Genomic DNA, 22,431 nt, shown 5'->3' with positions numbered 1-22,431 from the left:
GTGTTGCAGACAACGGCAGAAACACTTTCAGGCGCGATCGACGCCGCTGCTCCCGTCGAACTATCGCTGGTCGTCCCCGTCTTCAACGAAGAAGAGAGCGTTGGCCCGCTGGTCGATCGCATCTGCTCGGCGATGACACGCTACCCCGACCGCTGGGAACTCATCCTGGTCGATGATGGCAGCACCGACGCCACGCTCGTCAATGCCCGCAAGCATATCGGTCGCGACGGCCTGTCGCTCCGCATCGTGGCGCTGCAGCGCAACTTCGGCCAGACCGCCGCCATGCAGGCCGGCATCGACGCGGCCACCGGCCGCCTGATCGCCACCATGGACGGCGACCTCCAGAACGATCCGAACGACATCCCGCACATGGTCGCCGAACTTGAGCGTCGCGAACTCGACCTGCTCGTCGGCTGGCGCAAGAACCGTCAGGACGGGCTTTTGCTGCGCAAGATCCCTTCATGGTGCGCGAATTACCTCATCGGCCGCATCACTGGCGTCAAGCTGCACGACTATGGCTGCAGCCTGAAGATCTACCGCACCTCGGTCATCAAACAGGTGAAGCTGATGGGCGAGATGCACCGCTTCATTCCGGCCTGGGTCGCGGGCGTCGTCCCGAGCTCACGCATCGGCGAAATGGTGGTCACCCACCATGCCCGCGCGCATGGCCAATCGAAATACGGCATCTCGCGCACGTTCCGGGTTATCCTCGATCTGCTCTCGGTGATGTTCTTCATGCGCTACAAGGCGCGTCCGGGCCATTTCTTCGGCTCGCTGGGCCTCGGGCTCGGCGCCTTGTCGGCGCTGATCCTGATCTATCTGTTCTTCGACAAGTTCATCATGGGCAACGATATCGGAGCCCGACCGATGCTGATGGTCGGCGTCGTCCTTCTTCTGTCGTCGGTGCAGATGATCACGACCGGTATTCTGGCCGAAATGATCGCGCGTACCTACTACCGCGACGACGTCTCGCCCAACTATATCGTCCAGCGGATCTTCGACGGGAATGAGAATGCGTAATCTCCTGGCGCGCAAGCCGGATGCCGTCGTCTGGCTGATCGCCGGGTATTTCCTCATCCAGTTTATTGTTCGGCTCTTGCAGCCACACGGCCTGAGATTTGACGAATCGCAGCAGGCGTTCGTCTCGCAGTGGCTGACGCTCGGCTATGATTCGCAGCCGCCGCTCTATAACTGGCTGCAGTCGATCGTCGTCTGGTTCTTCGGCCTGTCGCTGGCGACTGTCTCCGCGACCAAGAACCTGGTGCTCTTTCTCGTCTACCTGACCTACTACAAGCTTGCCCGCGAGGTGCTCGAGGACAAGCTTTACGCTGTCATCGCGACGCTTTCGCTGCTGACCATTCCGCAGCTCTTCTGGGAAGCGCAGCGCGACCTTACGCATACCGTCATCCAGCTTCTGACGATCAACCTGTTTCTCTATGGCGTGATCAAGACGCTGAAGGCGCCGTCGCTCGGCTCCTATGCCTTCATGGGGCTGGCGCTTGGATTGGGGATGCTGTCGAAATACAATTTCACGCTCGTCGCAGTGGCCGCAATGCCAGCCGTATGGCTGCACCCGCAAGGACGCGCGCGGATCATGGATCGGCGTTTCCTGCTGTCGATCGCGCTTGCGGTGCTGATCTTTCTACCGCACGGGCTCTGGTTGCTGCACAATCTCGACATCGCCTCCGGGCGCACACTCGGGATCATGAAGCAGGAAGCACCAGACACGGCGTTTGCGAAGTTGGTGCAGGGGCCATTCAAGTTTCTGCGGCTTGTCTTGGTCATCATGGCGCCAACGGTCATCGTCTACGCGATCGTCTTCGGCCGCTCCTTCTGGAATAGCCTTCGTGCATCCTCCGAATGGACACAGTTCTTCACGGCTCTGTTCGTCACTATCGCGCTTCTGGTGCTCGTTCTGGTCGTCACGATCGGCATGACCTCGCTGCGCGACCGATGGCTGTTGCCATTCCTGTTCCTCATGCCGATCTATTTCTGCTTGAAGATGCAGGCTGCCGGCCATCGCTCTGATAGTCACTTCCGCCGCTTCATCGTCGTGCCGCTGGTTCTGATGATCCTCATCCCGGCGGCGTTGCTCGCCAGGCCGAACCTGCCCACCCTGTTTGGTCGGTACGAGGCATACAACGTGCCCTATAGCGGCTTTGCCAAACACATTGCTGCTGAGGAGAGCAAGACGCCGGGTCTCATCGTGACCGACAGCTGGCTGCCGGCTGGCAATCTTCACCTGCAATGGCCGAATGTGCCGCTGATGTCGCGGTTCTTCGACAATATGAAGATCGCCTACGAGTGGACAGCTGACCGGCCGATCCTGATGGTGTGGATCACCAAGGACAGCGGAGAGGCTTTGCCGCCCCTGCTGGCTGAATGGATCACGCAAAATCTCGGCGAGCGATATAGCGCCGTCGACGTGAAGAGCACCTCCGTCCCCTATCACCGGGGACGACAGGAAGATCAGGTCGGGTTCAGCTACGTCTGGATCTATCCGAAGTAAGCGGACCTCAAGCCTTCAGCTCCTTCCACGCCGCGTCCAGCGCGAGCTTGGCGATGCGTCCCATCTCGTCGACCTCCTCATGGCTGATGATGAGTGGCGGGGATGCGAGCATGCGGTCGCCTGTGGCGCGCAGGATGAGGCCATTGGCGAGCGCGTGATTGCGCACGAGCGTGCCGACGGCATCGGGCTTCTCGTAACGGGTGCGAGTCTTCTTGTCGGCGGCAAGCTGCAGCGCTGCCATCAGGCCGATGCTCTGGACCTGACCGACGAGGTCGTGCTCGCCGAGCGCGCCCCAGACCTTGGCGAAGTAAGGACCGATATCGTCGCGGACACGCTCTACCAGCTTCTCGTCCTCGATGATCCTGAGGTTCTCTAGCGCGGCGGCGGCGCAGACGGGGTGGCCGGAGTAGGTGAAGCCGTGGTTGAAATCGCCGACCTCGTTGATCAGGACATTGGCGACGCGGTCGCTGACCAGCACGCCGCCGATCGGGAGATAACCTGACGACAGGCCCTTGGCGATCGGCGCAAGATCGGGCTCGACGCGGAAATACTGGTGACCGAACCATTCGCCGAGACGGCCGAAGCCGCAGATCACCTCGTCGGCAACGAGCAGGATGTTGCGCGCCTTGCAGATGCGGGCGATCTCGGGCCAGTAGGTTTCCGGCGGGATGATCACGCCGCCCGCGCCCTGCACCGGCTCGGCCACGAAGGCGGCAACGTTGTTTTCGCCGAGTTCATCGATCTTCGCTTCGAGCTCGCGTGCGACCTTGAGGCCGAATTCGGCCGGAGAGAGCTCGCCACCCTCGCCATACCAATAGGGCTGGCCGATATGGACGATGCCCTCGATCGGCAGGTGGCCCTGCTCGTGCATGTATTTCATGCCGCCGAGGCTGGCGCCGGCGACGGTCGAGCCGTGATAGCCGTTCTTGCGCGCGATGACGATCTTCTTCGACGGCTGGCCGATGGCGCTCCAGTAGACGCGGGCCATGCGAAACCATGTGTCGTTGGCCTCGGAACCGGAGCCGGTGAAGAAGACGTGGTTGAAACGCGGGCCGGCATGGGCCGTGACCTTTTCGGCAAGCAATGTCGTCGGCGTCGTCGTAGTGCCGAAGAAGGTGTTGTAATAGGGCAGTTCGTTCATCTGCCGCGCCACGGCCTCGGTGATCTCGTTACGGCCATAGCCGACATTGACGCACCAGAGGCCGGCAAAACCATCGAGATATTTGCGGCCGTGATTGTCCCAGACGTGCACGCCCTCGCCGCGCTGGATGATGCGGGTGCCGTCCGCATTCAGCTTCTTCATATCGGAGAACGGATGCAGATGATGAGCGGCATCGATGGCGGCGAGATTGGAGCGCGCGTAAGTATCAGACATGATTTGCTAAACACCCTCGGATATTGAAAGCCTCTTCCCAATGAGCTACGACCTTGGCCTTGTCCGAGGGGATTTTCAAGATCATGGCGAGCGACAACATGCACGGCAAAGCTGCGGGTGGCGATCCGCGCATCGAAATCCTGCTGGTCGGCATGAACGGCGACCTGCGCGGCAAGCAGATCCCACTCGAGGCGCAGAAGAAGGTGTGGACCGGCGAAGTGCGCCTCCCCTCCTCCACGCAGTCGCTGGATATCTGGGGCGACGACAATGATGATATTACCGGCCTGTCGCTCTCCGTCGGCGATCCCGATGGCCAGTGCATTCCCGACAAGCGCAGTCTGACGCCGATGCCTTGGGCGCCCGAAGGCTCCGTCCAGGTGCTCGCCACCATGCATGAGTTCGACGGGACCCCGAGCTTCATGGACCCGCGCGCCATCCTGCAATCGGTGCTGAACCGCTATGCTGAACGCGGGCTGACGCCTGTCGTCGCCACGGAGCTCGAGTTCTACGTGGTTGCGCCGGACTGGCGCGAGACCGGCCGGCCGATGCCGCCGGCGAGCCTGACCTACCAGGGCGATCCGAACGGCTTCCAGCTTTACGACATGAATGCTGTCGATGCGCTCGACGACTATCTGCAGACGGTGCGCGCATACGCGAAGGCGCAAGCGCTGCCGGCGGACGCGACGACGGCGGAATTCGGCCCCGGCCAGTTCGAGATCAACCTTTTGCACCGCGCCGACGCGCTGGCTGCCGCCGACGACTGCATCTACCTGAAGCGGATCGTGGAGCAGGCGGCGCGGAAGCACGGGCTAAAATCCACCTGCATGGCCAAACCCTATTCGGATCACGCCGGCTCAGGACTGCATGTGCATGCCAGCATCATCGACCGCGATGGGCGCAATATCCTCGACGCTGGGGGTGGCGAGGCGACGAAGCTGAAATCGGTGTGCGCCGGGATGCTGCAGAGCATGCGCGACGCGCAGCTGGTGTTCGCGCCCTTCGCCAATTCCTACCGCCGCTTCCAGCCCGGGTCCTTCGCGCCTGTGGATCTTACCTGGGGCTACGGGCATCGCGGTACGGCGATCCGCATTCCCGACAAGAACGGCCCGGCGGCTCGCATCGAACACCGCGTTGCCGGTGCCGACGCCAACCCCTATCTGCTGCTCGCGGCCATTTTAGGCGGCATGTTGCTCGGGCTCGACAATGAGCTCGACCCCGGCGAGGAGACGACGCCGTCGCATATGCCTGACAATACGACCAAGCTGACGCATGACTTCCTGACGGCGGTCGAAACGTTCAGGGCGTCGCCGTTCATCGCGGATGTCTTCGGCAAGGCCTATCAGAGGCTCTACGGCGACACGAAGCGGAAAGAGGCGATCACGCACCTCCGCACCGTTTCCGACTTCGATTACCGCACCTATCTGCCGCGTCTCTAAGACGTCGGTTCGCGGCGTTCTGCCTCATCGACCTGAGCGGCGAGCCCCTGCCGGACGAGAACCTTGAGTTCGCCGGGATGCAGCTTCAGCGCGACGTCGCGGGCGAGCGGCAAAAGCTCGCCGTCCATGACGCAATTGGCCTTGGAGTGCACCTTCGGGAAGTGCAGATGCACTTCGGCCGGGTGCATGATCATCACGTCGGCGTTCTCCCTCACCTTTCCGCGCAGGAGATCGATGGCAAGCCGCGCCACGCCCCATGGCTTCAAGGGCTTGGCGGTGTAGAAGCCGAGTTCGCCTGATGTCAGCGTATCCGCATAAAGCAGCGCGTTCTCGCCGAATGGATTGTTCGATACCGACACGGCAGAGACCTTGCGGCGTTCCTTGATGCCTATAGCCTCAAACTCGACCTCGAATTCCGGCGGATTGAGCACGACGCCGAAGGCCGCGCGGGTGCTGGCGCGCATTTTTCCAAGCCGGGACCGATAGCTGTAGGAATTGCGATAGCGCACCATGCGCGCATGCAGGCCGGCGGAAAACTGGTGGATGAAGGGGCGGTCGTTGGCGCTGGCGATATCGACATGATCGACCTCGCCCGAAGCCAGAACATCGAGCGCCTGCCAGATATCGAGCGGAATGCGCAGCGATCGCGCAAACAGGTTCATCGTCCCGGCCGGGATCACGCCGAGCGCCACGCCGTTCTTCCAGGCGATGGACGATGCGGCCGAGATGGTGCCGTCGCCGCCGCCGGCGACGATGCCGTCGATGTCGTCTCGCCGCGCGGCACGCTCCATGGCCGGGACGATCTCCTTGCCGGGAAACACCACTGCCTCGAAATCATGGCCGGCTTCGCGAAACACCCGTTCGGCATGTTTCTCGTACGCCTCCATGTCGGTCGTGCGAAAGGTGCCGCCATCGCGGTTGAAAAAACCTATAAGCTTCATCGAATTCCCGTTATTCATCGGCTGACGCGCTGCTTAGACATGGTTGCTGTGCGTGCAATTTCAAGCAGATGGCATGTCAAATGACGCCGTTACGCGCGCGTTCTGCCGCCACGCCACCCACGTATGCGCCTGGCGGGATGCTGCGCTGCATAAAACGCACATGACGGCTCCCAACAAATCGTAAATTAATACCGCGTTGGAGCAGGCGCTCCATCTCCCTCATTTTCCGCTTGTCCGTCCGGCAGTGACACTTCATTGCGCGACTGTTCCAAGCCATTGCATGCCGAAGGAGCTCGCGCTTGAGCCAGGTCGCCGTAAACGATTCCATCGCCGACATCCCCGTCTCCGAGGCGCCCTCGCCCATGGCGGTCGCACTTGTGCAGCTGGCGCTGGCCTGTGGCGGCTTCGGGATCGGCACCGGCGAATTCGCGATCATGGGCCTGCTTCCCGATGTCGCCGGCACGTTTTCCGTCACCATCCCGCAGGCCGGTTATGTCATCAGCGCCTATGCACTGGGCGTGGTCATCGGCGCTCCCGTGATTGCCGTTCTGGCCGCCAAGATGGCGCGCCGCTCGCTGCTCTTGCTGCTGATGGGGATCTTCGCCGTCGGCAATATCACGAGCGCCATGGCTCCCTCGTTCGAGAGCTTCACCGTGCTGCGCTTCATCACCGGCCTGCCGCACGGCGCCTATTTCGGCGTGGCCGCGATCGTCGCCGCATCGATGGTGCCGGTGCACAAGCGCGCCCGCGCCGTTGGCCGCGTCATGCTGGGCCTGACGATCGCGACGCTGCTCGGCACACCGCTCGCCACCTTCTTCGGCCAGTCGCTAGACTGGCGCGTCGCGTTTACCGCTGTCGGCGTGATCGGCCTCGTGACCATGGCGCTGATCTGGTACTACGTGCCGCGCGATGAGGTGTCCGAGGGTGCAAGCTTCATGCGCGAACTCGGCGCCTTCAAGCGCCCGCAGGTATTGCTGACACTTGCGATTGCGGCCGTCGGCTACGGCGGCATGTTCGCGATGTTCAGCTATATCGCCGACACCACCACCGATGTCGCCATGCTGCAGCCCGGCATGGTGGCCGTCATGATGGTGCTATTCGGCGTCGGCATGAACGCCGGCAATGTCGTCGGCTCGTGGCTCGCCGACAAGTCGATCATGGGCACGATCGGCGGCTCGCTCATCTTCAACATCATCGTGCTGACGCTGTTTTCGCTGACAGCGACCAACCCGTTCATGCTTGGCCTGTGCGTCTTCCTGATCGGCTGCGGCTTTGCCGCCGGTCCGGCGCTGCAGACCCGCCTGATGGATGTCGCCGCCGATGCGCAGACGCTTGCGGCCGCCTCCAACCACTCCGCCTTCAACATCGCCAACGCTCTCGGCGCCTGGCTCGGCGGCCTCGTCATCGCATGGGGCTATGGTTCGGCTTCGACGGGTTATGTCGGCGCGATCCTGTCGGCTCTCGGCATCGTCGTCTTCGCGGCTTCGCTACGCCTCGACCGCCGCAGCCGCGGCTGACCGATCATCGGCCGCCACATCCCTGAGGTGGCGGCCATTGGGGCGGCAGGATATGTTTTCCTCGCCCCAGGCAGCCAAGGCCGCGATGACGGGCTTCAATGTCTTGCCGAGTGGCGTCAGCGCATAATCCACCCGGGGCGGCACGACGGCAAACACCGTGCGCGACACCAGACCGCATTCCTCCAGCTCCCGAAGCTGCTTAGTCATCATCCGCTGTGTCACCGATGGCAGCTTGCGGCGCAGTTCATTGAAGCGCAGCGTGCCCTCCATCAGGTGAAAGAGGATCACGCCCTTCCACTTGCCATCCAGAAAACTCAACGTCGCCTCGACGGGGCATCCGGGGAAGTTCTCGGTCAGCTTGTCTCTCGGCAACGACATTTGACGGTATCCTTTTGGGTACTACGTACAGAATTTGTGCATTCTTGCGCGATCTCAACGTAAGACGCATCTAGCACCCGTGCAACAAACACAGGAGTCTTTCATGCGCGCCGTCGCCTACACCACACCGCAGCCCATTTCCGCCGAAACGTCTCTGATCGACGTCGACCTGCCGATGCCTCAGGCTACCGGCCACGATCTCCTGGTCGAGATCAAGGCGGTCTCGGTCAATCCCGTCGACACCAAGGTCCGCGCCGGCGTAGCGCCAGCCGACGGCGAGTTCAAGGTTCTCGGATGGGACGCGGCCGGTATCGTCAAGGCGGTAGGCCCCGAGGTTACTCTGTTCCAGGTCGGCGACGAGGTTTCCTACGCTGGCGCGATCAACCGCCCCGGTTCCAACGCCGAATTCCATCTGGTCGATGAGCGCATCGTCGGCCGCAAGCCAGCAAGCCTCGATTTCGCGGCCGCCGCCGCCCTGCCGCTGACCTCGATCACTGCCTATGAAGCGCTGTTCGACCGCCTTAAGGTTCAGGACGCGGTTCCCGGTGCCGCCAACGCCATCCTCATCATCGGCGGCGCCGGTGGCGTCGGCTCGATCGCCATCCAGATCGCCCGCGCCTTGACCGACCTCACTGTGATTGCGACCGCTTCGCGGCCGGAAACGCAGGCTTGGGTGAAGGAACTCGGCGCCCACCATGTGATCGACCATTCGACGCCGATCGCTGCGCAGATGGCAGCACTCGGCATCGGCGCGCCCGGCTTCATCTTCTCCACGACGAACACCAGCGACCACCTGCAGGATATCGTCGAGGCCATCGCGCCGCAGGGCCGCTTTGCGCTCATCGACGACCCCAAGACGCTCGACATCGTACCCTTCAAGCGCAAGGCGATTTCGATTCACTGGGAGCTGATGTTCACGCGCCCGCTCTTTAACACCGCCGACATGATCGAGCAGCACAAGCTTCTGAACAAGATCGCCGACCTGGTCGATGCCGGCACCATCCGCACGACGCTGAACGAGACACTCGGCGTGGTCAACGCGGCCAACCTGAAGACGGCGCATGCGATGATCGAGAGCGGGAAGACCAGGGGCAAGCTGGTGCTCGCAGGCTTCTGATAGCGACAGGTTCGTCCCGGTGGATGAGCATTTCGGCATAAGGAAGCGACTCATTCATCACGCCCACGAAGAAAGCCGCGCGGCCTGCGCGGCTTTCTCGCCGCAACTACCTCCCCCGCTTGACTTTTTCAGCGTTTGGGACCACCTACAGCATCACGCACGGAACGCCCGTTTCGCGCGGATATCAACGGAGCCATCTCACGATGCCAAGCGACAGTAGTAGTCGATTGCCTTTGCCGTACGCGGCCTTCGTGCGCTGACCGATATCGATCGGGCTCGCCCGTCGGACGCTGCGGCGGATCGACGGAAAGGCGAGCTATATGAACATCAATCGCTTCCCTCTGCGGGCAGGCCATGCCGCCCGTTTCTTTGCCAGCGACAGCCTCGGTGCCATCACCACGGCTGAGCGCGTCGAGCGTCTGAACGCGCTCGAAATTCCCGAAGCAGCGGCTATCCTCGCCACGCTGCCGCAGCAGAAGGCCGTCCGTATATTGGGACGTCCGGAGCTGCACCATGCCGCCGCGATGCTGACCGAAATGCCGGTCGAGCAGGCCGCACGGCTATTGAACGCCACCGCCAACGACCGCGTCGCCGACCTGTTCCAAGAAATGGACGAGGCCGCTCGGGCACACCTGTTTTCCAAGCTCGACCGCGCGACCTGTCTCGCCGTCCAGCACCTCATGGGCTACCCGCCGCGCACGGCCGGCAGCATCATGACGACGGAATTCGTCAGCGTGCCGGCGACCTGGACCGTCGAAAAGACATTGGAGCATGTCCGCAAGGTCGAGCGTTCGCGCGAGACCGTCTATGCGATCTATGTTCTCGATGTCGAAACACAGGCACTAAAGAGCGTCGTCACGCTGCGCCGTCTCATCAACGGCGAGCCGCAGGCCTCGGTGCTGAGCGTAGCCCAGCAGGGCGGCATCGTCCGGGCCGATCCACTGATGACGCAGGAAGACGTGGCGCGGCTGATCCGCAAGCATAATCTGCTGGCGCTGCCTGTTATCGGCGATAACGGCCATATGCTGGGCATCGTCACCGTCGACGACGTGATCGACACGATGATCGCCGACCAGACGGAAGACGCGCAGAAGTTCGGCGGCATGGAGGCGCTCGGAAAGCCCTACATGGCGATCAGCTTCGCCGGCATGCTGAAGAAGCGCGCCGGCTGGCTTTGCGCCCTCTTCCTCGGCGAAATGCTGACGGCGAGCGCCATGCAGCATTTTGAGGGCGAACTGGAAAAGGCGATCGTGCTGACGCTGTTCGTGCCGCTGATCATGAGCTCTGGCGGCAATTCCGGTTCGCAGGCGACGTCGCTCATCATCCGGGCGCTGGCGCTCGGTGAGCTGAAGCTGTCGGACTGGTGGCGGGTGCTGCTGCGCGAACTGCCGACCGGCATCGTGCTCGGCTCGATCCTCGGCGCCGTTGGTTTTGCCCGCATCATCCTGTGGCAGAATATCGGGCTCTATGATTACGGCGAGCATTGGATTCTCGTCGGCTTCACGATCTTCGCGGCGCTGATCGGGATCGTGACGTTCGGCTCGGTCGCAGGCTCGATGCTGCCCTTCGTGCTGCAGAAGCTGCGGCTCGATCCGGCGAGCGCCTCGGCACCCTTCGTCGCCACGCTGGTCGACGTGACCGGGCTGGTAATCTACTTCTCGGTGGCGCTGCTGATCCTCAGCGGCACATTGCTTTAAATAGGAAACGGGGCCAGTCGGCCCCGTTTTTCATTCTAATTCAGGCCGTTGCCTGGATGACGACGACCTGCGCTCCGGGCTCTACCCGTTCGTAGAGATCGATGACATCGTGGTTGAGCATGCGGATGCAGCCGCTCGACATGGCAAGACCGATCGACTGCGGCTGGTTGGTGCCGTGGATGCGGAAGTGCGTGTCGTTGCCGCCGCGATAGAGATAGATGGCGCGGGCACCGAGCGGATTGTTCGGCCCACCCGGCATGCCGCCGGCGAGCTTGCGATAGCGCTCTTCGCGGCGCTGCATGTTTTCGGTCGGCGTCCAGCTCGGCCATTCGGCCTTGCGCCCGACATAGGCGCCACCTGCAAAGGCCAGCCCTTCCCGGCCCACACCGACGCCATAGCGCATCGCCTGATTGTCACCGAGAATGTAATAGAGGCGACGGGCGGGCGTGTCGACGACGATGGTGCCGGGGCTGTAGCTCGACGCGTAGCTGACCTGCTGGCGACGAAGCTCCGGATCGATCTTGTCGATCGGCATGGCCGGCAACGGAAACTTCTCGGCCGGAATGGCCGCGTAGTTGGCGCGATGATCAGGACCGCTCGAAGCGCAGCCGGCGAGAAGCGCGGAGACGCCCAGAACGAAACCACGGCGGGAAAGCGACATCGAAGCAATTCCTTAACGTTCGGTTGATGAGACCGAGGTTAAGGAGATTATGGTTAATGAACCGCTAAGCGTGTGCCTGCGGTAACGTATTCGTTAAGAGGTTGTGAGCTGGCTGTTCGCCCGTCCAAGCCGCAGCATCATGGCCACGCGCCGTTCCGGATCCATGCCGTTGCTGACCTCGTCATCGATCTTGGCCCGCAGAAATGGCGGCATGGCCTCGCCGTCTACCGCTCGGAAGCCGATGGATTGGTAGAAAGGTGCGTTGAACGGGACATGGCGGTCCGTCGTCAATGTCATCGCGGAGAGGTGGCGTGTCCTTGCCATTTCGACAGCGTGGGATATCAGGCGCCGGCCGACGCCCTTTCGTTGCCAGTCCCTGCTGACATCGAGCTCGATCACATAGAGGGTGTCGTGAATCTCTTCCGCCGCGAAGAAACCGACCGGGCAATCATTGGTGTCGGCGGCCACGATCAGGAGGCCGGCTTCAAGCGCTTTTCGCAGGATATCGTGCGGCAAGGCATGCGCGGCGTCGGAGATACCCAACGCCTCTGCCAATGTCGCGAAGGCGTCGAGTTCGATCTCGGTCAGGCGCGGCAGTTCTTCCAAGCGCGCCTGCCTGATCTCAAGCGTAGCGCTCATGGCTCATGCCTTACATGTTCGGATAGACCGGCCCCTCACCGCCCTGTGGCGGTACCCAGTTGATATTCTGGTTGGGGTCCTTGATGTCGCAGGTCTTGCAGTGGACGCAGTTCTGGGCGTTGATGACGTAGGTCTCCTGCCCGTCCTTCTCCACCCACTCATAGACGCCGGCAGGACAGTAGCGCGTCGAGGGACCGGCGAAGATGTCGTGCTCCGACGACTTCTGCAGCGCCATGTCCTTGACCTTCAGATGAACAGGCTCGTTCTCCTCGTGATTGGTGTTCGACAGGAACACCGAGGAGAGACGGTCGAAGGTGAGCACGCCATCGGGCTTGGGGTAATCGATCTTCTTGTGCTTTGAGGCCGGCTCCAGCGATGCGGCGTCGGTCTTGCCGTGGCCGAGCGTGCCGAAGAAGGAGAAGCCGAGGAGCTGGTTGGTCCACATGTCGAGACCCCCGAGCGCCACGCCGAGAGCCGTGCCGAACTTCGACCACAGCGGCTTGACGTTGCGAACCTTCTTCAGGTCCTTGCCGATGTCGCTTGCGCGCCATTCGTTTTCGATTTCGATGACCTCGTCATTGGCGCGGCCTGCTGCAATCGCGTCTGCGATCCTGTCGGCAGCCAGCACGCCCGAGAGCACGGCATTGTGGCTGCCCTTGATGCGGGGGACGTTGACGAAGCCGGCGGAGCAGCCGATCAGCGCGCCGCCTGGGAAGGTCAGCTTCGGCACCGACTGGTAGCCCCCCTCGGTGATGGCGCGAGCGCCGTAAGACAGACGCTTGCCGCCCTCGAAGGTGGTGCGGATCGCCGGATGCGTCTTGAAGCGCTGGAATTCCTCGAAAGGATAAAGATAGGGGTTCTTGTAGTTCAGATGCACCACGAAGCCGACGGCGACGAGGTTATCTTCCAGGTGATACAGAAACGAACCGCCACCGGTCTTCATGCCGAGCGGCCAGCCGAAGGAGTGCTGCACGAGACCCTGCTTGTGGTTCTCCGGCTTGACCTGCCAGAGCTCCTTGATGCCGATGCCGAATTTTTGCGGCTCGCGATCCTTCTGAAGGTCGAACTTTGATATCAGCTGCTTGGCGAGCGAGCCGCGCACGCCTTCACCGATCAGCGTATATTTGCCGAGCAGTTCCATGCCGCGGGTAAAATTCGGGCCGGGCTCGCCGTTTTTCTCGACGCCCATGTCGCCGGTGGCGACACCAATGACCGCATCCTGGTCATTGTAGAGCACTTCGGTTGCGGCAAAGCCCGGATAGATCTCGACGCCCAAGGCTTCCGCGTGGCCCGCCAGCCAGCGACAGACGTTTCCGAGCGAGACGATGTAGTTGCCGTGATTGCTCATCAGCGGCGGCATGGCGAAGTTCGGCAGGCGGATCGAGCCGGCCGGGCCGAGCAGCAGGAAGTGGTCGTCCTTGACCTCGGTCTTGAAGGGGTGATCGGCCTCTTCGCGCCAATCCGGCAGCAGCCGGTCGATGCCGACGGGGTCGACGACGGCGCCCGACAGGATATGCGCGCCGACTTCGGCACCCTTCTCCAGCACCACGACGGAGAGTTCGGGATTGACCTGCTTCAGTCTGATCGCAGCCGAAAGGCCGGCAGGGCCGCCGCCGACAATCACGACGTCGAATTCCATGCTCTCGCGTTCGGGCAGTTCAGTCACTTCGGTCATCCGTCATTCTCCGCTCGGCCGGCTTTGCGGCCACAATTCCCCGTGTATGGGGTATCTCTTGGCAAAACATGGCTGGATTGTCGAGCCGGGAAACGACAGCCAATACCCCATTTCGCGCAATGATATTCCTCTTCACAAAAGAACTACATGACGTTTACGTCAACGTCAATAAATGAAGCTGATCAGGCCATGACCGGCCTTTCCTTTTGATCCTCACGCACCCTATAAACGGAGCGAACAACAGGAGACTTCAGAATGGATCTGGGCATCAAGGGCAAACGCGCACTCGTGCTGGCATCGTCGCGCGGACTTGGCCACGGCATCGCGGTCGCTCTGGCGCGCGAAGGCGCCAATGTGCTTTTGTGCGGACGCAGCGGCGAAACGCTGGAGGCGAACTGCAAGGCGATCAATGCCCAGGGCAAGGGCAAGGCCGACTGGATCTGGGCCGATCTTTCGGAAGAAAACTTCGTCGAGACGGTCACGACAGCAGTCAAGAGCAAGCTCGGCGGCGTGGACATCCTGATCAACAACACCGGCGGCCCGACGCCCGGCACCACCGAGGACATGACGGCCGAGCGGCTGGAGACCTATTTCTTCTCGATGGTGCTCCGGGTCATCACGCTCACCAACGCGCTGCTCCCCGGCATGAAGGAACAGGGTTGGGGCCGCATCCTGACGGTGGCATCCTCGGGCGTGATCGAGCCGATCGGTAATCTCGCGCTTTCCAACACGCTGCGCCCAGCGCTTGCCGGCTGGAGCAAGACATTGGCCACCGAAATCGGCCGCTTCGGCATCACCACCAACCTGCTGCTCCCCGGCAGCATCCTCACGAGCCGGCTCGACGATCTCGACGGCGCAGCCGCCAAGCGCACGGGCAAAAGCATCGAAGACGTTCGTGTCGCCAAGGAGGCGGCCATCCCGGTCGGCCGATACGGCAAGGTGGAAGAGTTCGCGGCAACCGCCGCCTTCCTGTGCAGCCAGCAGGCGAGCTATATCACCGGCAGCCTCGTGCGCTGCGATGGCGGCGCGGCGCGATCCCTCTGATCGCAAACGACAATCGGGCGTCAGCTACTGACGCCCGAGCTCGGTTGCGTCACATTCACGCGATCGAAGCTTATTTAGAATATTCGAACATTACGAAAATTTAAGCCATTCTAACCACTTAGTGATGCCCCTGTCGGGATTGTGTCTTTTTCGTGCCGCAATAAAAGTGGTTGAATAAGTCATACTCAATAGCCCCCGACCGGTATCAACATGAAGAAACTCTGGATCACCACCTGCCTTGTTGTCGCAGCCGGCTTCGGCGCGTGGCACTATAAGGACCGCATTCCCTATCTCTCGCAATTCGGACCGAAACCGACCGCGCAGGCCGACGCCTCCGGCGGCAAGCAAGCCGCGGGCGATGGAGTGCAGCAGGGCGGCGACCAGAAGGGCAAGGGGCGCAAAGGTGGCGGGCCCACGCTGGTGAAGACCGTGGCCGCCGTGAAGACCGTGCTGCCGCGCGATGTCACCGCATCCGGTTGGGCCGACGCCGACGACAACACGACGATCGCTGCGCAGGAACAGGGGCTGGTCACCGAGATCATCGCCAGCGATGGCTCCTCCGTCAAGCAAGGCGACCTCATCGCCAAGCTCGACAACCGCACGGCGCAAGCCGCAGTCGACAAGGACAATGCGATGATCGTGCGCGATACCGCGACCGTCGCCGAGGCCGAAACCGCTCTCACGCGCGCCTCCGACCTTCTCACGTCGAAAGCTGGCACGCAGCAGACCTACGACCAGGCCAAGGCCGCGCGCGACACCGCCGTCGCCACCGTGCAGGCGGACAAGGCGACGCTCGCTTCCGATCAGGTACTGCTTGAGCATACCGACATCCGGGCGCCCTTCGACGGCCGCCTTGGCGACATCGCCGTCAGCCCCGGCGCCTTCGTGACGGCGGGTGCGACGATCGTGACGATCGCGAAATACGACCCGATCTATGTGAAATTCCACCTGCAGGAGCGTGATCTCCGGCAGCTGAAGCTGGCGCTCGCCGCCGGCCCCGTCGACGTGACCACCGTGCCGCCATCGGGCAAGGGCAAGCCGCGCACCGGACACATCAGCTTCTACGACAACACCGTCGATACCGCATCCGGCACCATCCTCGCCAAGGCGAAATTCGAGAATGCATCGGGCGCGCTCTGGCCCGGCCAGTCGGTCAACATCGTCGTGCATTTCAACAACAACGAACAGCAGGTCGTCGTGCCGACGGTGGCAGTGAGCCCCGGTGCCGATGGCTTCTACTCGTTCGTCGTCAACGACGGAAAGGTGCGGCTGGCGCCCGTCACCGTCGCCCGCGCGAATGGCGGCTACACCGCGATCTCGGCCGGTCTTTCGGAAGGCGACCATGTGGTCATCGAGGGACAGGCGCAGCTCGTCGACAAGCAGGCCGTGAAGGAAGAATTCGATAGCAAGGCGATCAACGTCGCCTCGGCGGATCAGCCGAAGTCAACGGAAACCATCGTGGCGGGCACGGAAGAATGATACCAAATTTCTGTATCCGGCGCCCCGTCGCCACCACGCTTCTCGCCATCGGCGCCGTGCTTGCCGGCATCGCCGGCTACCAGCTCGTGCCGGTGGCAGCCCTGCCGCAGGTCGATTTCCCGACGATCAACGTCTCGGCGTCGCTGACCGGCGCCTCGCCGAAGACCATGGCGACGTCGGTTGCGACACCGCTGATCAAGCAGTTCGAGACGATCCCCGGGATCAGCGAAATCAGCGCCACCAACTCGCTCGGCAATACCAGCATCGTGCTGCAGTTCGATCTCAACCGCAGCATCGATGCGGCCGCCGCCGACGTTCAGGCAGCGATCTCGCATGCGACGCGGCAGCTGCCCGACAACATGACGACACCGCCGAGCTACCGCAAGACCAACCCGGCAGACGCGCCCGTCATGCTGCTCGCGGTGCAGAGCGATACGATGCCGCGCAGCAAGCTCGACGATGTCGCGGAAAACATCATCTCTCCCTCGCTCTCCACCCTGCCCGGCGTGGCCGAGGTCTCGGTCTTCGGCGCGCAGACCTATGCCGTGCGCGTCGAGGTCGATCCGAACAAGCTGCTCAACCGTGGCCTGGGGATCGATACGGTCAACAAGGCGATCCAGGCTGCCAATAGCCAGGTGCCCGTCGGCACGCTGCAGAACGACAGCCAGAGCATGACGATCACCGCGGACACGCAGCGCACCAATGCCGAGCAGTTTCGCACCCTCGTGATTGCCAATCCTGGTGGCGCGCCGATCCATCTTGGCGATGTCGCCGACGTTGAGGATAGCGTCGAGAACCAGAACACCGGCAGCTGGTACGACGGCAAACAGAGCATCATCCTGGCGATCCAGCGCCAGCCGGATGCGAATACGGTCGCCGTGGTCGATGCGATCAATGCCAAGCTGCCGGCGCTGCATGCCGAGATACCGGGATCGGTGACGACGCAGGTGATGAACGATTCGGCCAAGCCGATCCGCGACGCGATCTCGGACGTGAAGTTCACGCTGTTCCTGACGATCGGCCTCGTCGTTCTCGTCATCTATCTCTTCACCGGCCACCTGACGGCGACGATCATACCGGGCCTTGCCGTGCCGCTGTCGCTGATCACCACCTTCGGCATGATGTATGTGCTGGGCTACAGCGTCGACAACATCTCGCTGCTCGGGCTGACGCTCGCCGTCGGCCTCGTGGTCGACGACGCCATCGTCATGCTCGAAAACATCCTGAGGCATGTCGAGGATGGCATGCCGGTGCTTGAGGCCGCCATCAAGGGATCGGGCGAAGTCAGCTATACGATCATCTCCATGTCCGTCTCGCTGATCGCGGTCTTCATTCCGATCCTTCTGATGGGCGGTGTCGTCGGGCGCATCTTCAACGAGTTCGGCATGGTGGTGGCGATCGCCATCGTGGCATCCGCCATCGTGTCGCTGACGGTCACGCCAATGCTCGCCTCGCGGCTCGGCAGCGGCCACAGCCAGCCGCCCTTCTTCATTCGCTGGTTCGATGCCGGCTTCGAGCGGACGCTGCGCGGCTACGATCGTTCCGTCGCCTGGTGCCTGGCGCACCGCCCGGCCATTCTCGGTCTGTTTCTCGCCTCGGTCGCACTGACCATCTACCTGTTCATGACGCTGCCGACGAGCTTCTTCCCGACGGAAGATATTGGCCGCCTCAACATCTCGACCCGCGCCCGCCAGGATATCTCCTACCCGGCGATGAAGGACCTGCAGAACCAGGCGGCGGCGCTCGTGAAGCAGAACCCGGCGGTCAACCACGTCATGTCGATCGTCGGCGGCAATGCCCGCAGCCCGCTCAACAACGGCACGATGTTCGTCGAACTGAAGGACAAGAAGGACAGGCCGCCGCTCGACCAGACGCTGCGCGAACTGCGCGCCAGCATCAGCAAGATCCCCGGCCTGCAGGCCTTCATCACGCCGCAGCAGAGCCTGCGCTTCGGCGGGCGGCAGACGGCCAGCCAGTATCAGCTGGTCATCCAGGCGCTGAGCGCCGACCAGACAAACCTCTGGGCCAACAAGATCCAGCAGGCCATGCACGGTGATTCGCGCTTTACCGACGTGACATCGGACGCGCAGAACAACGCGCTGCAGGCCGAGATCAAGGTCGATACGGAAAAGGCCGCCGCCTTCGGCATCACCGACGACCAGCTGCGCACGACGCTGCAGGAATCCTTTGGCGGTTACGCGGCCGCCCAGATCCAGTCGACCGGCGACAGCTACGACGTGCTCGTCGAGTACGACACCAATGCGCCCTGGGATGACCAGAAGCTGCAGGACATCCGCGTGGCGTCGTCGAGCGGCGCGCTCGTTCCGCTGTCGAACTTCGCGACGGTGGAGCGCACCACCGGTCCGGTGACGATCAACCAGACGGGCCAGCTGGTCTCGACCACGGTGTCGTTCAACCTCCCTGCCGGCGAAGCGCTCGGCGATGCGACGGCTGCGATCGACCAGATCAAGAAGGACATCGACATGCCCTCGGACGTCTTCACGTCCTATGGCGGCACGGCGCAGATCTTCGAGCAATCGCAGGGGAACACGCCTCTCCTGATCCTGGCGGCGGTGCTGACGATCTATGTCGTTCTCGGCGTCCTCTACGAGAGCTTCATCCACCCGCTGACGATCCTCTCCGGCCTGCCGGCGGCAGCCCTCGGCGCGCTTCTGGCGTTGAGAGTGATGAACTTCGATCTGTCGATCATCGCGCTGATCGGCCTCCTGATGCTGATCGGTATCGTCAAGAAGAACGCGATCATGATGATCGACGTGGCGCTGGAGAACCTGCGCTCCGGCACTGGCATGACCTCGTCCGAGGCCATTCACGAAGCCTGCGTGCGACGTTTCCGCCCGATCATGATGACGACCTTCTGCGCGCTGCTCGGCGCGCTCCCGATCGCACTCGGCTCGGGCGCGAGCTCGGAGCTTCGCCAGCCGCTCGGCATCGCCGTGGTCGGCGGTCTCATCGTCAGCCAGGCGCTGACGCTGTTCATCACCCCCGTCATCTTCGTCGAGATGGGACGGCTCAGCGACTGGCTGCTCAGCCTTGGGCGGAAGAAGACAGAAGAGCAACACGAGGAGCCCGCCCGGGCCATCGCGGCGGAATGACCGAGACGGGCGCCCATCGGCGCCCGTTTCATTTTGCGCTTCCGCGTCTTGAATAAGACGAACCGCTGTGGCATCACGCGCCCTCTTGAATTCGGGCGTCCCTTGGCGCCCCGGCGGAGCAATTGCTCCAGTCTCCAGCAACGATCGACATTGAGAGGTGCGAGCATGGCTCAAGCGCTAGGTTTGGACTTTGGCACGACCAACACCGTAATGGCCACCGCGGACGGCAAAACGACGCATTCCATGGGCTTCACCAGCTCGGCGGGCGAAAGCGACAGCATGCGCACCGCGCTGTCCTTCATGAAGGATGGCAAGCTCGGCGCATCGGCGCTTAAAGTCGAGGCAGGCCATGCGGCGATCCGCCAGTTCATCGACAATCCCGGTGATTGTCGCTTCCTGCAGTCGATCAAGACATTCGCCGCCAGCGCCCTCTTCCAGGGAACGCTGATCTACGCCAAGCGCCACAGCTTCGAGGATCTGATGGAGGTGTTCATCCGCCGCCTCAGCAATTATGCGGGCAGCAACTGGCCGTCGGACGTCGCGCGCATCGTCACCGGGCGGCCGGTGCATTTCGCCGGCGCGAGCCCCGATCCGGTGCTGGCGACGCAGCGCTACAACGAGGCGCTGTCGCGCTTCGGCTTCCCCGAAGTGCACTATGTCTATGAGCCGGTGGCGGCCGCCTTCTACTTCGCGCAGAACCTGAAGTCCGACGCGACGGTGCTGGTCGCCGACTTCGGCGGCGGCACGACCGACTATTCGCTGATACGCTTCGAGACCGTCGCCGGCCAGCTGAAGGCCACGCCGATCGGCCATTCCGGTGTCGGCATCGCCGGTGACCACTTCGACGCGCGCATCATCGAAAACGTCGTGGCGCCTGAGATCGGCAAGGGGAGTCATTTCAAGAGCTTCGACAAGATCCTTGAAGTGCCGACCAATTACTATTCCAGCTTCAGCCGCTGGAACCAGCTGTCGATCTTCAAGACCTCGCGCGAATACGAGGATCTGAAGAAGCTGGTGCGCACGGCGCTTGAGCCGGAAAAGCTGGAGCTCTTCATCGATCTCGTCGATCACGACGAAGGCTATCCGCTCTACCAGGCGGTCTCGGCCACGAAGATGGCGCTGTCGGCCTCTGAGGAAGCCGAGTTCAACTTCTCGCCGCTCGGCCGCGCCGGAAAGCGCATGGTGGCCCGTGCGGACTTCGAGAGCTGGATTTCGGACGATCTCGCCCGCATCGAAGGCGCGCTTGACGATGTGCTCGAAAAAACCAACACCGAAGCGGGCGCGATCGACAAGGTGTTCCTCACCGGCGGCACCTCCTTCGTCCCGGCCGTTCGCCGCATCTTCACCGAGCGCTTCGACGCTGACCGCATCGAGACCGGCGGCGAGATGCTTTCGATCGCGCACGGTCTGGCGCTGATCGGCGAACGCGACGATATCGCGCAATGGACGGTGCAATAGGCCGGGATGTGTCGGCTGCGCACTTTCATTGAGGCCTCAGCTTCGGTAATGTCGCGGCCATGATCTCCGTCAACGACCTCTCTCCAGGCGAACTCGCAGCCCTTCTGCATTTCCATGCGGATGCCGGCGTCGAGTGGCTGCTGGAGGACGAGGCCGTCGATCGCTTCGCCGAATTCGAGGCGATGAAGGCGGCGCGCCGCAGCGCCGCCCCTGCCCCGCAAGCGGAAGCGCGCGAGACGGCTTCCCGCGCACCAGCGACTTCCGCACAGCGCGCTGCGCCTCAGCCTGAGCGCTCGGCGCAGCGGCCGCAGCCGGCGATCCCTGATGGAGAAGCGATCCAGCAGGCGCGGTTTGCCGCCGAGAGCGCGCGGTCGCTCGCGGAACTGAAGACCGCGCTCGAGGCCTTCAATGGCTGCAATCTCAAGCACAGCGCGCGCTCGACGATCTTCGCCAGCGGAGATGCTGCGAGCGGCATCATGCTGATCGGCTCGGCGCCCGGCGCTGAGGACGATCGTGAGGGGCAGCCGTTTGCCGGACGCCCCGGCCAGCTGCTGGACAAGATGCTGGCCGCGATCGGGCTCGACCGCGCCGGTATCCTGTTGACCCAGGTCATCCCGTGGCGCCCGCCGGGCAACCGCGTCGCCTCCCCCGCCGAGATGGATATCTGCCGTCCCTTCATCGAGCGGCAGATCGCGCTTGCCGAGCCCAAAGTGATTCTCCTGCTCGGGAATTTCGCGGCTCGGGTGTTTTTTGGCGAAGGCGACACGATTCACGGCTTGCGCGGCCAGTGGCGTGAAATTGCCGCAGGCGACCGCGTCGTCCCGGCCATCGCCACACTGCATCCGCAGGACCTGTTGACGGCGCCGGTCAATAAGCGCTTGGCCTGGAACGATTTATTGGCTTTTCAGGCAAAACTGACAGAAATCAATTCTGCCTCCTAAATAACCAACATTGACAGATTTGCGACGAGACCCATGCGCAAAACGCATGCCTGCCGCGTATTCCTATGCCTTGTGAAATCCATTGTGCGCTGCAATATTAGCGTTGTGTCTTGGGAGGAATCATAAGGAACCAAGGCAATGAGCAACACTCGTCGTCCTACACATTGCAGATTTGAAACCTTGAGAAACGCAAACAGCAACGGTCGCACCACGCAGAGCTACTGCCGCACCGGCTTCGCCACAAACGAGCAGATGATCGCTCGTGGCACTGGCGCGAGCGGTCGCATCGTGCGCCCCGCTGCCATCTTCGCGGATTTCCAGCAGTATTGATCGCAGGGCACGGCCATTCGCCGTCCCTGCCGCTTATCGGCTTATTCTCATGACGACCCGTCTCATCTCACTTCTTTGCAAGATCGACGCCATCGAGCACATCCGCGCGGCCGTATGCGCG

Annotated in this window: 18 protein-coding genes; 12 read left to right on the top strand and 6 right to left on the bottom strand. The window is 62.6% G+C overall.

Features of this window, described 5'->3' with window-relative positions:
• Positions 1 to 3: 3 nt before the first annotated feature.
• Together J5286_RS06485 and J5286_RS06480 are read left to right on the top strand one after the other, a co-directional pair.
• Positions 4 to 1,020, top strand: coding sequence for a glycosyltransferase family 2 protein (locus tag J5286_RS06485; protein ID WP_209189954.1), 1,017 nt, complete (start codon positions 4 to 6; stop codon positions 1,018 to 1,020).
• Positions 1,013 to 2,509 (top strand): glycosyltransferase family 39 protein, encoded by a 1,497-nt coding sequence (locus tag J5286_RS06480; RefSeq protein ID WP_209189711.1) that lies wholly within the window; start codon positions 1,013 to 1,015, stop codon positions 2,507 to 2,509. The genes J5286_RS06485 and J5286_RS06480 overlap by 8 nt, the downstream gene beginning before the upstream one ends.
• Positions 2,510 to 2,516: 7 nt before the next feature.
• Here J5286_RS06480 and J5286_RS06475 read toward each other — a convergent pair whose 3' ends face one another.
• Positions 2,517 to 3,884: an aspartate aminotransferase family protein gene (locus J5286_RS06475; RefSeq protein ID WP_209189710.1), complete on the bottom strand. Its 1,368-nt coding sequence runs from the start codon at positions 3,882 to 3,884 to the stop codon at positions 2,517 to 2,519.
• 83 nt (positions 3,885 to 3,967) lie between these two features.
• On the opposite strand from J5286_RS06475, the gene J5286_RS06470 reads away from it, so the two are divergent.
• On the top strand, positions 3,968 to 5,320 hold the full coding sequence (locus J5286_RS06470; protein ID WP_209189709.1) for a glutamine synthetase family protein: 1,353 nt from the start codon (positions 3,968 to 3,970) through the stop codon (positions 5,318 to 5,320).
• On the opposite strand, the gene J5286_RS06465 is transcribed toward J5286_RS06470, so the two are convergent.
• Entirely contained in the window at positions 5,317 to 6,261 is a 945-nt protein-coding gene (locus J5286_RS06465; protein WP_026283068.1) for a diacylglycerol/lipid kinase family protein, read from the bottom strand. The two genes, J5286_RS06470 and J5286_RS06465, sit on opposite strands and share 4 nt — an antisense overlap.
• A gap of 299 nt (positions 6,262 to 6,560) precedes the next feature.
• Here J5286_RS06465 and J5286_RS06460 point away from each other — a divergent pair, with 299 nt between their 5' ends.
• The gene (locus J5286_RS06460; RefSeq protein WP_209189708.1) at positions 6,561 to 7,778 is read left to right on the top strand and encodes an MFS transporter; all 1,218 of its coding nucleotides are present in this window, start codon (positions 6,561 to 6,563) and stop codon (positions 7,776 to 7,778) included.
• Here J5286_RS06460 and J5286_RS06455 read toward each other — a convergent pair.
• On the bottom strand, positions 7,749 to 8,156 hold the full coding sequence (locus J5286_RS06455) for a winged helix-turn-helix transcriptional regulator (RefSeq protein ID WP_209189707.1): 408 nt from the start codon (positions 8,154 to 8,156) through the stop codon (positions 7,749 to 7,751). The two genes, J5286_RS06460 and J5286_RS06455, sit on opposite strands and share 30 nt — an antisense overlap.
• A gap of 103 nt (positions 8,157 to 8,259) precedes the next feature.
• On the opposite strand from J5286_RS06455, the gene J5286_RS06450 reads away from it, so the two are divergent.
• Complete coding sequence (locus J5286_RS06450) at positions 8,260 to 9,273, top strand: zinc-binding alcohol dehydrogenase family protein (RefSeq protein WP_209189706.1); 1,014 nt, start codon at positions 8,260 to 8,262, stop codon at positions 9,271 to 9,273.
• A gap of 320 nt (positions 9,274 to 9,593) precedes the next feature.
• Positions 9,594 to 10,970 carry a magnesium transporter gene (gene mgtE / locus J5286_RS06445; protein ID WP_209189705.1) on the top strand — a complete coding sequence of 459 codons (1,377 nt, stop codon included), beginning with the start codon at positions 9,594 to 9,596 and terminating at the stop codon, positions 10,968 to 10,970.
• 40 nt (positions 10,971 to 11,010) lie between these two features.
• Here mgtE and J5286_RS06440 read toward each other — a convergent pair whose 3' ends face one another.
• The 3 genes from J5286_RS06440 to J5286_RS06430 all read right to left on the bottom strand — a co-directional run bounded on the left by J5286_RS06440 (position 11,011) and on the right by J5286_RS06430 (position 13,945).
• A complete protein-coding gene (locus J5286_RS06440; protein WP_111561050.1) occupies positions 11,011 to 11,631 on the bottom strand; it encodes a L,D-transpeptidase in 621 nt (206 codons plus the stop codon).
• A 93-nt stretch (positions 11,632 to 11,724) separates the two neighbouring features.
• Positions 11,725 to 12,237 carry a GNAT family N-acetyltransferase gene (locus tag J5286_RS06435; protein WP_245205570.1) on the bottom strand — a complete coding sequence of 171 codons (513 nt, stop codon included), beginning with the start codon at positions 12,235 to 12,237 and terminating at the stop codon, positions 11,725 to 11,727.
• Positions 12,238 to 12,280: 43 nt separating this feature from the next.
• Positions 12,281 to 13,945: an electron transfer flavoprotein-ubiquinone oxidoreductase gene (locus tag J5286_RS06430; RefSeq protein WP_209189703.1), complete on the bottom strand. Its 1,665-nt coding sequence runs from the start codon at positions 13,943 to 13,945 to the stop codon at positions 12,281 to 12,283.
• A gap of 255 nt (positions 13,946 to 14,200) precedes the next feature.
• Between J5286_RS06430 and J5286_RS06425 the strand changes: the two genes are divergently transcribed.
• The 6 genes from J5286_RS06425 (at position 14,201) to J5286_RS06400 (ending at position 22,310) form a co-directional block, all read left to right on the top strand.
• Complete coding sequence (locus J5286_RS06425; RefSeq protein WP_209189702.1) at positions 14,201 to 14,989, top strand: SDR family oxidoreductase; 789 nt, start codon at positions 14,201 to 14,203, stop codon at positions 14,987 to 14,989.
• A 210-nt stretch (positions 14,990 to 15,199) separates the two neighbouring features.
• Positions 15,200 to 16,468 (top strand): efflux RND transporter periplasmic adaptor subunit, encoded by a 1,269-nt coding sequence (locus J5286_RS06420; RefSeq protein ID WP_209189701.1) that lies wholly within the window; start codon positions 15,200 to 15,202, stop codon positions 16,466 to 16,468.
• Positions 16,465 to 19,581: an efflux RND transporter permease subunit gene (locus tag J5286_RS06415; protein ID WP_209189700.1), complete on the top strand. Its 3,117-nt coding sequence runs from the start codon at positions 16,465 to 16,467 to the stop codon at positions 19,579 to 19,581. Before J5286_RS06420 ends, J5286_RS06415 begins: the two co-directional genes overlap by 4 nt.
• A 165-nt stretch (positions 19,582 to 19,746) precedes the next feature.
• Positions 19,747 to 21,039 (top strand): Hsp70 family protein, encoded by a 1,293-nt coding sequence (locus tag J5286_RS06410; RefSeq protein ID WP_209189699.1) that lies wholly within the window; start codon positions 19,747 to 19,749, stop codon positions 21,037 to 21,039.
• Between the two features lie 59 nt (positions 21,040 to 21,098).
• Positions 21,099 to 21,980 (top strand): uracil-DNA glycosylase, encoded by an 882-nt coding sequence (locus tag J5286_RS06405; RefSeq protein ID WP_209189698.1) that lies wholly within the window; start codon positions 21,099 to 21,101, stop codon positions 21,978 to 21,980.
• Positions 21,981 to 22,160: 180 nt separating this feature from the next.
• Positions 22,161 to 22,310 (top strand): hypothetical protein, encoded by a 150-nt coding sequence (locus J5286_RS06400; RefSeq protein ID WP_018898858.1) that lies wholly within the window; start codon positions 22,161 to 22,163, stop codon positions 22,308 to 22,310.
• Positions 22,311 to 22,431: the final 121 nt, after the last annotated feature.

Origin of the sequence: Rhizobium sp. 16-488-2b, from assembly GCF_017741815.1 — a bacterium.
Classification (GTDB): Bacteria; Pseudomonadota; Alphaproteobacteria; order Rhizobiales; family Rhizobiaceae; genus Rhizobium.
The sequence above is the reverse complement of the archived record's forward strand: the minus strand, read 5'-3'. Positions and strand labels throughout refer to the sequence as shown.